The sequence below is a fragment of the Escherichia coli DSM 30083 = JCM 1649 = ATCC 11775 genome (assembly GCF_003697165.2).
Taxonomy (GTDB): Bacteria; Pseudomonadota; Gammaproteobacteria; order Enterobacterales; family Enterobacteriaceae; genus Escherichia; species Escherichia coli.
On the sequence record NZ_CP033092.2, the window covers coordinates 4,535,330 to 4,548,015 of the forward strand.

Genomic DNA, 12,686 nt, shown 5'->3' on the forward strand with positions numbered 1-12,686 from the left:
TGTATGTACTTTCAGTATAAGAGATTTATACAAGAAAGCATTTAAAAAGGCATTTATATAAAAATCCACCTGTATCTGTTGCTATTTCTGTCACACTTTCCCCTGTCGTTTACACCAGATAATCGTTGTCACTTTTGTGACCTCTGAGAAGATAAACAACGAAATATTTAAGACCAGATCCTGTGAATAAAAATAATTAAGTAACAACGGTATTACGGAGATTGAACAGCTTACGGTAGCAAAACGCATAAACTCCTGAATCGCCAAAAAAGAGAAACTAAATAATTTTTGTCTTAAAAAACATTGCGCAGAAAAGAATAAAGAGAGCAATAATACTATTTGTAGCGTAACAGTGGCGACTGCATAAGCGTAAAAACCGCCTTCAACACCGATATCCTTAAGTAAAGAAAGTGAATGAACGATATCGGAATAAAAAGGGATACGACCATTACCAAGCGAGTAGAACAGATATGTGGCTATCGCGATAACATCCATGACACCCCAAAAAAGAAGAATGTATTTTTTATATTGACGTTGCATAAAGTAAATCCTTTTTACGAAAACAAATATTACCAGGAATTATTATAATTGCGGGCGTTTTTGGATTAACACTCCACCCGTATTTTTTAAACCTCTGTCAGCTATACCTTCACTAAATAAGACATCGATACGCCCTTTACTTTTATCGTGATACAGAATACTGCATGAGATACACCTTATACCCTCTTTGGATTTACGAAAATCTAACCAATAACGACCATCATAAAATACCCACTCCACACCTGTTTTTATATTAATCATCCAATCATTATAACCTGTTGGTTTTTTTCCTAATAGTTCAGTAACTTCGGACTCTGAACATCCTTCGAAAGCGAAAAAATCTATTTCATCAATTTTTATCATGTTCAATAATCCATTATTTATGACATTAAAAACCGGGGCAAATACCCCGGTGTTATCACTTACTCGGCATCATACCCCAGATTCGGTGCCAACCAACGCTCGACTTCGGTAACGCTCATTCCTTTACGGCGGGCATAGTCTTCAACCTGATCGCGCTGAATTTGCGCCACCGCGTAATACTTGCTGTCTGGATGACTGAAGTACCAACCCGAAACCGATGCACCCGGCCACATGGCGAAGGATTCCGTGAGTTTCATACCGGTATGTTTTTCCACTTCCAGCAGCTCCCAGATTGTGGCTTTTTCCGTATGTTCCGGGCAGGCAGGGTAGCCCGGTGCCGGACGGATGCCCTGGTAGTTTTCGCGGATCAGCTCTTCGTTGCTGAGGTTCTCGTTCGGCGCATAGCCCCAGTAGACTTTACGCACACGCTCATGGAGATACTCAGCAAAGGCTTCCGCCAGACGGTCGGCAAGCGCTTTCACCATGATTTTGTTGTAATCATCATGCTGTGCTTCAAAGGCATCAGCCAGTGCGTCCTCTTCCAGCCCGCCAGTCACGGCAAATGCGCCGATGTAATCTGCTTTACCAGAAAGCTTCGGCGCAACGAAGTCAGCGAGACAGTAGTTAGCGAAGCCGGTTTTTTCGGTCTGTTGGCGTAGATGGTGGCTGACATTAATCACATGGGTACGCGTTTCGTCACGGTAGATTTCAATGTCATCACCCACACGGTTTGCCGGGAACAGGCCCACCACGCCACGCGGGTTCAGCATTTTTTCGGCGCTTAATTTATCCAGCATGTCGTTGGCGTCTTTAAACAGCCGCTGCGCCTCAACACCTACCACTTCATCTTCCAGAATGCGCGGATACTTCCCGGCCAGCGACCAGGTCATAAAGAACGGCGTCCAGTCGATGTAATTACGCAGCGTTTCGATGCTGGCTTCGACTTCCTGCACACCGAGACGGTGCGCCACCGGCGGCGTGTAAGCCTGCCAGTCAAAAGCGAAGTCGTTATCACGCGCCGCTTCCAGCGTGACCGGTGGTGTGCGTGGTTTCTTTCGTCCGTGCTGAATACGCACGGTTTCGTACTCCTTGCGGGTACGAGCAACGAAATCATCGCGCTGAGTGTCGGAAAGCAACGCCGCCACCACACCAACGGTGCGCGATGCGTTCTGCACATACACCGTCGGGCCGCTGTAGTTCTGCTCGATTTTCACCGCCGTGTGCGCTTTTGAGGTGGTCGCGCCGCCAATCAATAGCGGAATGGTGAAGCCCTGACGCTCCATCTCTTTCGCCACGTTAACCATCTCGTCCAGCGACGGCGTGATCAGCCCTGAAAGGCCAATCAAATCAGCATTCACTTCTTTAGCGGTACGGAGAATTTTTTCCGCAGGCACCATCACGCCGAGATCGACAATTTCGTAGTTGTTACATTGCAGCACCACGCCAACGATATTTTTACCGATGTCGTGGACATCGCCTTTCACGGTGGCGATCACCATCTTGCCGTTGGTTTTACCCTGCTCTTTGCTGGCTTCAATAAACGGTTCGAGATACGCCACCGCCTGTTTCATGACGCGCGCCGATTTCACCACCTGCGGCAGGAACATTTTGCCCTCGCCAAACAGGTCGCCGACCACGTTCATGCCGTCCATCAACGGGCCTTCAATCACTTCAATCGGACGCGTAGCCTGCTGGCGGGCTTCTTCGGTATCCTGCTCGATAAACTCGGTAATGCCTTTGACCAGCGAGTATTCCAGACGTTTATTCACTTCCCACGAGCGCCACTCCGCCTGCTGGGTGTTAGCGGTGTCGTCGGTTTTGCTGCCGCGATATTTCTCGGCAAGCTCCAGTAAACGCTCGGTGCCATCGTCGCGACGGTTGAGGATCACATCCTCCACCGCGTCGCGTAGTTCGGTAGGCAGGTCGTCGTAAATCGCCAGTTGCCCGGCGTTGACGATCCCCATATCCATGCCATTGCGAATAGCGTAGTAGAGGAACACCGCGTGAATGGCTTCGCGCACCGGATCGTTGCCACGAAACGAGAACGACACGTTAGAAACGCCGCCGGAAATCAGTGCGTGCGGCAGTTCACGTTTGATGTCTTCACACGCGCCGATAAAGTCCTGTGCGTAATTGTTGTGCTCTTCAATGCCAGTTGCGACCGCGAAGATGTTCGGGTCGAAGATGATATCTTCAGCCGGGAAGCCAACCTCTTCGGTGAGGATTTTGTACGCCCGACGGCAAATCTCGATTTTCCGTGCGCGGGTATCGGCCTGGCCCTGTTCGTCAAAAGCCATTACCACTACTGCCGCACCGTAGCGACGCAACAGTTTCGCGTGATGGATAAAGGCGTCGACACCCTCTTTCATCGAGATAGAGTTAACAATGCCTTTGCCCTGGATACACTTCAGACCTTTTTCAATAACGTCCCATTTTGAGGAGTCGATCATAATCGGCACGCGAGCGATATCCGGTTCACCGGCAATCAGATTGAGAAAACGCACCATCGCCGCTTCGGCGTCGAGCATCCCTTCATCCATGTTGATATCGATAATCTGCGCACCGTTTTCCACCTGCTGACGCGCCACATCCAGCGCCTCGCTGTATTTCTCTTCTTTGATCAGGCGCTTGAACTTAGCGGAACCGGTGACGTTGGTGCGTTCACCCACGTTCACAAACAGGCTATCTTCGCCAATGTTCAGCGGCTCCAGGCCGGACAAACGGCAGGCTACGGGAATTTCCGGTAGTTTGCGCGGCGCTAATCCTTCTACTGCACGACTCATCGCTGCAATATGTTGTGGCGTGGTGCCGCAGCAGCCGCCGACGATATTGAGAAAGCCCGCTTCTGCCCATTCACGTATCTGTTTTGCCATCGTGTCGGCGTCGAGATCGTATTCACCAAAGGCGTTGGGCAGCCCGGCGTTCGGGTGGGCGGTGACATAGCATTCCGCAATACGCGACAGTTCCTGTACGTACTGGCGCAGTTCGTCTGGCCCCAGCGCACAGTTCAGGCCAAAGGTCAGCGCTTCGGCGTGGCGCAGGGAGTTGTAAAACGCTTCAGAGGTCTGCCCGGAGAGCGTGCGCCCGGAGGCGTCGGTGATGGTGCCGGAGATCATAATCGGCAGCTCAACGCCCAGCGCTTCAAACTCCGTTTTCACCGCAAAGACCGCCGCTTTGGCGTTAAGGGTGTCGAAAACGGTTTCAATCAGGATCAGGTCCGCGCCACCTTCCACCAGCGCTTTGGTGGATTCTCGATAAGCCGCCACCAGCTGGTCAAAAGTGATGTTGCGGAATGCCGGATCGTTGACGTCCGGAGAAATAGACGCCGTGCGGTTGGTCGGGCCGAGAACACCGGCAACGTAGCGCGGTTTCTCCGGCGTGCGGGCAGTCCACTCGTCGGCACAGGCGCGCGCCAGTTTCGCCGCTGCAAAGTTGATTTCCGCCGACAGGGATTCCATTTGGTAATCCGCCATCGCAATAGTCGTGGAGTTGAAGGTGTTGGTTTCGATGATATCCGCGCCCGCTTCAAAGTAGGCGTTGTGGATAGCGGCGATCACTTCCGGTTTGCTGAGCACCAGCAGGTCGTTGTTGCCTTTGAGATCGCATGGCCAGTCGGCAAAGCGTTCACCACGAAAATCGGCTTCGTTCAGTCGATAGCTCTGGATCATGGTGCCCATACCGCCGTCCAGCACCAGAATACGTTCATTTAACTGCGCACGCAGTTGTTCCACTTTGCTGCTCACACTTGCTCCCGACACGCTTAACCCAGATTTAATAAAAATTCAACAAACCATACTGGCATAAACGCATCTGTGGTAAAAGCGACCACCACGCAACATGAGATTTGTTCAACATTAACTCATCGGATCTGTTCAGCAACTATTGCATTCGCTGATAATAAAAATGAAAATGATTTCCACGATACAGAAAAAGGAGACTGTCATGGTCGCACCCATTCCCGCAAAACGCGGCAGAAAACCCGCCGTTGCCACCGCACCAGCGACTGGACAGGTTCAGTCTTTAACGCGTGGCCTGAAATTACTGGAGTGGATTGCCGAATCCAATGGCAGTGTGGCACTCACGGAACTGGCACAGCAAGCCGGGTTACCCAATTCCACGACCCACCGCCTGCTAACCACGATGCAGCAACAGGGCTTTGTCCGTCAGGTCGGCGAACTGGGTCACTGGGCAATCGGCGCACACGCCTTTATGGTCGGTAGCAGCTTTCTCCAGAGCCGTAATTTGTTAGCGATTGTTCACCCTATCCTGCGCAATCTAATGGAAGAGTCTGGCGAAACGGTCAATATGGCGGTGCTTGATCAAAGCAATCACGAAGCGATTATTATCGACCAGGTACAGTGTACTCACCTGATGCGTATGTCCGCGCCTATCGGCGGTAAATTGCCGATGCACGCTTCCGGTGCGGGTAAAGCCTTTCTGGCCCAACTGAGCGAAGAACAGGTGACGAAGCTGCTGCACCGCAAAGGGTTACATGCCTATACCCACGCGACGCTGGTGTCTCCTGTGCATTTAAAAGAAGATCTCGCCCAAACGCGCAAACGGGGTTATTCATTTGACGATGAGGAACATGCGCTGGGGCTGCGTTGCCTTGCAGCGTGTATTTTCGATGAGCACCGCGAACCGTTTGCCGCAATTTCAATTTCCGGGCCGATTTCACGTATTACCGATGACCGCGTGACCGAGTTTGGCGCGATGGTGATTAAAGCGGCGAAGGAAGTGACGCTGTCGTACGGTGGAATACGCTGACTTTTTCGCCTCTGATTTATACGAATCGAACGCTAAACCGCTGCCTGCGCCGATACGCATAAACATCTTCCACATGCCCTTCACGTATGCGGTTTTGTAGTGCGCGCCAGTAATCAGCGCGGAACAAGTCGGCGTGCATCTCTTCAAATAGCGGACCAATACGCGGGTCGGCACATAACCAGTGACGGAACTCTTCCGGGAAAACATCACCCGGCGAGACGCTGTACCACGGTTCGCTGGCAAGTTCGTCTTCCGGGTAGCGCGGCAGCGGGATGTCGCGGAAATTCACTTCCGTCATGTAGCAAATTTCATCGTAATCATAAAACACCACGCGCCCGTGACGGGTGACGCCAAAGTTTTTAAATAACATATCCCCAGGGAAGATGTTGGCAGCGGCAAGCTGGCGAATGGCATTGCCGTACTCTTCAATGGCGTCGCGCAGCTGCTGACCTTCCACTTGTTCCAGCCAGATATTGAGCGGCACCATCCGTCGTTCGATATAGAGATGGCGAATCACAATTTGTTCGCCGAGATCGGTGATTTTTTCCGCTGCTTCCTGGAGCAGTAATTCCATTAATGCCGGGGAAATATGCCGCTTCTCCAGCACAAAGTTTTCAAACTCCTGGGTGTCCGCCATTCGGCCCACGCGATCGTGCTCTTTCACCAGTTGATAGCAGGCACGAACGTGAGCGGCAGACATCTCTTTCTGCGGCGCGAACCTGTCTTTGATGACTTTAAATACCCGATCAAAACCCGGCAACGTAAACACCAACATCACCATTCCACGAATACCCGGCGCTTCAATGAACTGCTCATTACAGCCCTGTAGATAAACGAGATATTCGCGGTAGCTTTCGGTTTTAGCGTGCTTCTGGCAGCCGATAGCCATATACAATTCAGCGGTGGTTTTACCTGGCAGAATTTCCCGTAGCCACTCGACCAGCGCTGCGGGCAGCGGTGCATAAACCATAAAATAAGAACGCGCAAAGCCAAAAACAATGCTCGCTTCGGCGGTCGTCGTCAGGCAGGTATCAATAAATAACTCGCCGTCGTCCGTCTGGTGGATCGGCAATAAAAATGGCAACGTGCCGGAAGGCGTTATTAGTTTGCCCACCAGCCAGGCTGCCTTATTGCGGTAAAACAGTTCGTTCGCCACCTGTAAATGACTTTCCGCGAGGTTGTCTGTCCCCAGCGTTTCCGTCAGATGGCGAACGATGTAATGAATGTCACGGCTTTTATTCTGCCAACGCAGACGCAGCGGCAGATCGCTGATAACGCGCATCAGCAGAGATTCCCAGCCGTGATCGGGGTGAAAGTCTTTCGCCAGTGGGCGTGGAATGGTACGAAAGCGGCGCTCTGGCTGGGAGCTAAAGATAAAAAGCCGCTCGGGAGTAAGCGAGCGGTGGTCAAATAACCGACAGTACACGGAGTTGAAAAAGCTCTCCGCAATCTCGAAGCGCGGGTAATCTGGCAACAGCCGGGTGTAATGCTCTTTAACGCGCAGTAAAAATGCCGCGTCCGTGCTTTGGCCGTTAGTAATGCAGCGCAGTTGCTCCACGACCAGACCCACGTGATGATCGTAAAGATGAATACGGTTTTTCATCGCCTGCTGGACAGCATGCCAGTCGGCTTGCTCGAAACGCTGCTGCGCCCCGGAAGTCACTTCGAGGAATCGACCATACTGAGCGTCGAAACCTTGCAAAATGGTTTGTGCAATCAGTAATTCCAGGCCACGCGGCATCGCCTCTCCTTAATTCGCCCCTCGCCTTACGGAAAGGGGCGTTGGTTGTTAGAACTGCGATTCTTCAGTGGAGCCAGTCAGTGCGGTAACCGACGACGTGCCGCCCTGAATAATGGTCGTCACTTTATCGAAGTAACCTGTACCCACTTCCTGCTGGTGAGATACGAAGGTATAGCCATCTTTCGCGGCGGCAAATTCCGGCTGCTGCACTTTCTCAACATAGTGCTTCATACCCTCGCCCTGGGCATAGGCGTTTGCCAGGTCAAACATGTTGAACCACATGCTGTGGATACCTGCCAGGGTGATGAACTGGAACTTGTAGCCCATATCCGACAGCTGCTGCTGGAAGCTGGCAATAGTTTTGTCGTCGAGGTTTTTCTGCCAGTTGAACGACGGCGAGCAGTTATAAGCCAGCAGTTTGCCCGGATATTTCGCGTGGATGGCTTGTGCAAAGCGACGCGCCAGTTCCAGGTCCGGCGTGGAGGTTTCACACCATACCAGGTCAGCATATGGCGCATACGCCAGGCCACGGCTGATCGCTTGCTCAATACCCGCATGAGTACGGAAGAAGCCTTCACTGGTACGCTCGCCAGTAATAAATTCGCTGTCATGTGGGTCGCAATCGGAGGTAATCAGATCCGCCGCATCGGCATCGGTACGAGCAACCAGCAGGGTTGGAACGCCCGTCACATCAGCTGCCAGACGCGCCGCGACCAGTTTCTGAATAGCTTCCTGAGTTGGCACCAAAACTTTGCCGCCCATGTGACCACATTTCTTCACTGATGCCAGCTGATCTTCGAAGTGAACTGCCGCTGCACCGGCTTCAATCATCGCTTTCATCAGTTCAAAGGCATTCAGTACACCGCCAAAACCGGCCTCCGCATCGGCGACGATCGGCAGGAAGTAATCGACATAGCGCGGATCGCCCGGCTCAATGCCCGCGGACCATTGGATCTGATCCGCACGGCGGAAAGTATTGTTGATCCGCTCCACCACCGCTGGCACCGAGTTTGCCGGATAGAGCGACTGATCCGGATACATGCTGGCCGCCAGGTTAGCGTCCGCCGCTACCTGCCATCCCGACAGATAGACTGCTTCAATACCCGCTTTCGCCTGTTGCAGCGCCTGACCACCAGTCAGTGCACCGAGGCTGTTGATGTAGCCTTTTTTCGACTCGCCGTGCAGCAGACGCCACATTTTCGCCGCGCCCAGTTGCGCCAGGGTGCATTCCGGATTGACTGAACCGCGTAATTTCACCACATCTTCCGCGCTGTACGGGCGAGTAATGCCTTCCCAACGCGGTTGAGTCCACTCTTTCTGTAATTCTTCAATTTGTTGTGTACGGGTTTTCATGTGCAGATGCTCCATAGTTATGTGGTGGTTTACGCTAACAGGCGGTAGCCTGGCAGGGTCAGGAAATCAATTAACTCATCGGAAGTGGTGATCTGTTCCATCAAGCGTGCGGCATCGTCAAAACGCCCATGGGAGAAACGTTCTTCGCCCAGTTCGCTGGCAATGACTTTCATCTCTTCGCCCAGCATCTGGCGGAACAAGGCTTTAGTCACCGGTTTGCCATTGCTCAACGTTTTTTGATGATGGATCCACTGCCAGATTGAGGTACGGGAAATTTCAGCCGTCGCCGCATCTTCCATCAGGCCATAAATCGGCACACAGCCATTGCCAGAGATCCACGCTTCGATGTACTGCACAGCCACGCGAATGTTGGCGCGCATACCTTCTTCGGTGCGTTCACCATCACAAGGTGCCAGCAGCTGATCGGCAGTAATCGGCGCGTCTTGTTCGCGCATCACCTCAAGCTGGTTTTTGCGGGAGCCGAGAATATCGTTGAATACCGCCATTGCCGTATCAGCAAGGCCCGGGTGAGCGATCCATGTGCCATCGTGACCGTTATTGGCTTCCAGCGATTTATCCGCTTTTACTTTGTCGAGCACCTGGTTATTGCGCTCTTCATCTTTGCTTGGAATAAACGCCGCCATGCCGCCCATCGCAAAAGCACCGCGTTTATGGCAGGTTTTAATCAACAGGCGTGAGTAAGCATTCAGGAAGGGTTTATCCATCGTCACTGCCTGTCTGTCTGGCAGGACGCGATCGGGATAGTTTTTCAATGTTTTGATATAACTGAAGATGTAATCCCAACGACCGCAGTTCAGACCAACAATATGGTCACGCAGCGCGTGAAGGATTTCATCCATCTGGAACACGGCGGGCAGCGTTTCAATCAGCAACGTCGCCTTGATGGTGCCGCGCGGCAGATTAAAGCGATCTTCTGCATAGCTGAAGACTTCGCTCCACCAGGCCGCTTCCTGCCAGGACTGGGTTTTCGGCAGATAGAAATAGGGACCGCTGCCCTTTGCCAACAGTGCCTGATAGTTGTGGAAGAAATAGAGCGCAAAATCAAACAGGCTACCGGGGATTGTCTCACCACGCCAGGTGACATGTTTTTCCGGCAAGTGCAGACCGCGTACCCGACAAATCAAAACCGCTGGATTGGGCTTGAGCTGATAAATTTTGCCTGCTTCATTGCTATAGCTGATGGTGCCGTTAACCGCATCGCGCAGGTTAATTTGCCCATCGATCACTTTGTTCCAGTCTGGTGCCAGTGAATCTTCGAAATCGGCCATAAAGACTTTCACATTGGCGTTGAGCGCGTTGATCACCATCTTGCGCTCTACAGGTCCGGTAATCTCTACGCGACGATCTTCTAAGTCCGAAGGAATCCCGCGAATTTTCCAGTCAGCATCACGAATGGAAGCTGTTTCCGAAATAAAATCAGGCAACATTCCGTTATCGATATCCTGCTGCTGCTGAATACGCGCTGCCAGAAGTTTATTGCGTTGTGGCGTAAAATGCGTCACCAGCTCAGTCAGAAATTCTACCGCTTCGGCAGTAAGAATTTGCTTCTCCTGCTCGCCATACGGCCTTGTAAAAGCCAGTTCATCGATTGTTGTTGCCTGTTCAGTCATCGTGCAGCTCCTCGTCATGGATCCGAAAACTTCCCCACTGTGAACGAAGGATCGTTGTGCGCTTTTCGTTCAGCACAACTAAGACTACTCATTTAAAATGCAAAATCAAAAACAATTTCCATTTTAATTAAAAATACATGTTAACTTACTGATAACAATATAAATAAAATTTATTCACTTGCTGAGGTGTGTTTCGGAAATAAAAAAGGCACCCGAAGGTGCCTGAGGTAAGGTGCTGAATCGCTTAACGATCGACTATCACAGAAGATTAATCCAGCGTTGGATTCATGTGCCGTAGATCATATGGCGTGATCTGGTAGACGTAATAGTTGAGCCAGTTGGTAAACAGCAAATTACCGTGACTACGCCAGCTCGCTCGCGGTGTATTTTGCGGATCATTGTGCGGGAAATAGTTATACGGTACATCCGGGTCTAGCCCGGCTTCCACATCGCGGAAATATTCCTGCGCCAGCGTTTGCGCATCATATTCGGGATGGCCCGTCACAAAGGCAATGCGCTTATCTTTGCTGGCAAACAGATATGCATCCCCTTCTTCCGTCTCTGCCAGAATTTCCAGATCGGTATAATCACGAATCAACGCTGCCGGAAAGTCAGCATAGCGCGAATGCGGTGCCAGGAATGAATCATCAAAGCCACGCGTCAGAAGCGCATGAGGATGGAGAATATGATGCTCGTAAACGCCAGAGAGTTTGTCGGTGCGGGTTTGCTTAGGAATACCATAGAGGATATTGAGCGCGGCCTGTACAGCCCAGCAGACAAACAGCGTCGAGGTGACGTGATCTTTCGACCACTCCAGCACCTGTTTGATCTGCGGCCAGTAAGCGACATCATTAAACTCCACCAGGCCCAGCGGCGCGCCGGTAACTATCAGACCGTCAAAGTTTTGTTCCTGAATATCTTCAAAGTTACAGTAGAAGTTATTCAGATGCTCTGCGGGCGTGTTGCGCGATTCACGGGAATCGATGCGCAAAAGCTGAATATCGACCTGCAAAGGTGAGTTTGAAAGCAGGCGCAGAAACTGATTTTCAGTTTCGATCTTCTTCGGCATCAGGTTAAGGATAAGCACCTTTAGCGGACGAATTTCCTGACCAGACGCGCGAGAAGTTGTCATCACAAAGACGTTTTCTTCACGCAAGAAATTGACGGCGGGTAGCTCGTCCGGCACACGAATCGGCATAACCTGATTACCTCACTACATACGCTTATACGTTTAGACATCCAGATAGCTGAAGATAACCAGAAAATTTACCAATGTCGAGCCTGCATGTTGAAGGTGAGAAAGTTTCAAGGAAAAGGCTACGTTAGAATATAAGAATGACGAAAAGGAGAGAAAATGGTTATTAGTATTCGACGCTCACGGCATGAGGAGGGGGAGGAACTCGTTGCGATTTGGTGTCGTTCTGTCGATGCCACTCACGATTTTTTATCAGCAGAGTATCGGGCCGAGCTGGAAGAGCTGGTGCATTCCTTTCTGCCGGAAGCACCGTTGTGGGTCGCGGTTAATGAGCGGGATCGGCCGGTTGGGTTTATGTTGTTAAGTGGGCAGCATATGGATGCGCTGTTTATCGATCCTGATGTGCGCGGCTGCGGCGTGGGTCGGATGCTGGTGAAGCATGCGCTCTCAATGGCCCCGGAACTGACAACCAATGTTAATGAGCAAAATGAGCAGGCGGTTGGGTTCTATAAGAAGGTGGGTTTTAAGGTTACGGGACGCTCTGAGGTGGACGATTTGGGGAAACCGTATCCATTGCTGAATCTGGCATATGTGGGGGTGTAGGCGGTTTTTTTCTCATCCCGGTGGGCTGAACTTTAGGTTTCGTACCCACCAATGGTGACATGATTATTTCTGCTTAAACATTGCCAGGACCGCACTATCACTGAGTACCACTGATTGCGCATGGATGTGGAACTGGCGATATTTCATTAACGTTGCCCCTGCGACCACTTCATGAAGAATGCGTTCCTCAACCTGTGACAAACCGCCCTCATTCATTTCCAGCGCGCTCACAACAATATCCATACGTTTTGCTGGCAAAAAAGAATGCCAGGTTGAACGTGGGTGGAGTTGCAGAACAAGATCTTGCAGAACTTTTTCTGCAACAAAGAAATTGGCGATTAACAGGCGCTGGTTACTGAAGGCAGCATCTCCTGACACTTCACGTTTGCTTTCAAGATCGCGAACAGTAATTTGATTACGACGAATTTGGATATACAGAACTGACATGAGATTCCCTTCATCATGCAAATAATTGATATGCAAAAAACCCCGG

The 12,686-nt window shown here is 51.2% G+C and carries 10 protein-coding genes; 2 read left to right on the plus strand and 8 right to left on the minus strand.

Going from position 1 to position 12,686, the window contains the following annotated elements:
- Nucleotides 1-90: 90 nt before the first annotated feature.
- The 3 genes from EAS44_RS23325 to metH are packed head-to-tail and all read right to left on the minus strand — an operon-like array spanning nucleotide 91 to nucleotide 4,646.
- On the minus strand, nucleotides 91-540 hold the full coding sequence (locus EAS44_RS23325) for a hypothetical protein (RefSeq protein WP_001189566.1): 450 nt from the start codon (nucleotides 538-540) through the stop codon (nucleotides 91-93).
- 42 nt (nucleotides 541-582) lie between these two features.
- On the minus strand, nucleotides 583-903 hold the full coding sequence (locus tag EAS44_RS23330; RefSeq protein WP_000590025.1) for a hypothetical protein: 321 nt from the start codon (nucleotides 901-903) through the stop codon (nucleotides 583-585).
- Nucleotides 904-962: 59 nt separating this feature from the next.
- Nucleotides 963-4,646, minus strand: coding sequence for a methionine synthase (gene metH / locus EAS44_RS23335; protein ID WP_000096024.1), 3,684 nt, complete (start codon nucleotides 4,644-4,646; stop codon nucleotides 963-965).
- Between the two features lie 199 nt (nucleotides 4,647-4,845).
- Here metH and iclR point away from each other — a divergent pair, with 199 nt between their 5' ends.
- Nucleotides 4,846-5,670 (plus strand): glyoxylate bypass operon transcriptional repressor IclR, encoded by an 825-nt coding sequence (iclR, locus tag EAS44_RS23340; protein ID WP_000226411.1) that lies wholly within the window; start codon nucleotides 4,846-4,848, stop codon nucleotides 5,668-5,670.
- A gap of 16 nt (nucleotides 5,671-5,686) precedes the next feature.
- Here iclR and aceK read toward each other — a convergent pair whose 3' ends face one another.
- The 4 genes from aceK to metA form a co-directional block, all read right to left on the minus strand.
- Entirely contained in the window at nucleotides 5,687-7,411 is a 1,725-nt protein-coding gene (aceK, locus tag EAS44_RS23345; RefSeq protein WP_001137237.1) for a bifunctional isocitrate dehydrogenase kinase/phosphatase, read from the minus strand.
- Between the two features lie 48 nt (nucleotides 7,412-7,459).
- A complete protein-coding gene (aceA, locus tag EAS44_RS23350) occupies nucleotides 7,460-8,764 on the minus strand; it encodes an isocitrate lyase (protein ID WP_000857845.1) in 1,305 nt (434 codons plus the stop codon).
- Nucleotides 8,765-8,793: 29 nt separating this feature from the next.
- Nucleotides 8,794-10,395: a malate synthase A gene (gene aceB, locus EAS44_RS23355; protein ID WP_000138843.1), complete on the minus strand. Its 1,602-nt coding sequence runs from the start codon at nucleotides 10,393-10,395 to the stop codon at nucleotides 8,794-8,796.
- Nucleotides 10,396-10,663: 268 nt separating this feature from the next.
- A complete protein-coding gene (gene metA / locus EAS44_RS23360; protein WP_001122785.1) occupies nucleotides 10,664-11,593 on the minus strand; it encodes a homoserine O-acetyltransferase MetA in 930 nt (309 codons plus the stop codon).
- Between the two features lie 156 nt (nucleotides 11,594-11,749).
- On the opposite strand from metA, the gene yjaB reads away from it, so the two are divergent.
- Nucleotides 11,750-12,193 carry an acetyltransferase gene (yjaB, locus tag EAS44_RS23365; protein WP_000236968.1) on the plus strand — a complete coding sequence of 148 codons (444 nt, stop codon included), beginning with the start codon at nucleotides 11,750-11,752 and terminating at the stop codon, nucleotides 12,191-12,193.
- 63 nt (nucleotides 12,194-12,256) lie between these two features.
- Here yjaB and yjaA read toward each other — a convergent pair whose 3' ends face one another.
- The gene (gene yjaA / locus EAS44_RS23370) at nucleotides 12,257-12,640 is read right to left on the minus strand and encodes a YjaA family stress response protein (RefSeq protein WP_001298281.1); all 384 of its coding nucleotides are present in this window, start codon (nucleotides 12,638-12,640) and stop codon (nucleotides 12,257-12,259) included.
- Between the last annotated feature and the right edge of the window lie 46 nt (nucleotides 12,641-12,686).